Below are 313 nucleotides of genomic sequence, written 5' to 3' on the forward strand. Positions count from 1 at the left end.
GGAGTGCGCGGATGGCAGGCAGTCTGGGTCCTGATGCGTTTCAGGCCAAGCTTTCGGCCGCCGTCCGCATAATGGGGCGGCGTCAGCGGACGATCATGACGTCCACGCCGGTGGGCCGGTCGGTTTCGTCTCCTGCGTAGCAGATATCGCTCGCGCCATCCTGACCCTCGGCGCGCGACCGTCCGCCCAGGTCGCGGCGACCTCCGCGTCCGGTGCGCCGGTCGGCATCACGGACGCGTCCAACGATGCGGTCGATGGAGCCGATCCGGTGGTGTTCAGGGAGGGCCAAGCTGTCGTCGTGTCCGGCCAGACC

Annotated in this window: 1 protein-coding gene; it reads right to left on the reverse strand. The window is 69.0% G+C overall.

Annotated features, from left to right (window positions below):
• Window positions 1-82: 82 nt before the first annotated feature.
• Window positions 83-313, reverse strand: a 231-nt coding sequence (locus tag MKK64_RS26400) for a hypothetical protein (protein WP_243938630.1), incomplete at its 5' end; no start/stop codon positions are given.

Origin of the sequence: Methylobacterium sp. E-025, from assembly GCF_022829705.1 — a bacterium.
Taxonomy (GTDB): Bacteria; Pseudomonadota; Alphaproteobacteria; order Rhizobiales; family Beijerinckiaceae; genus Methylobacterium.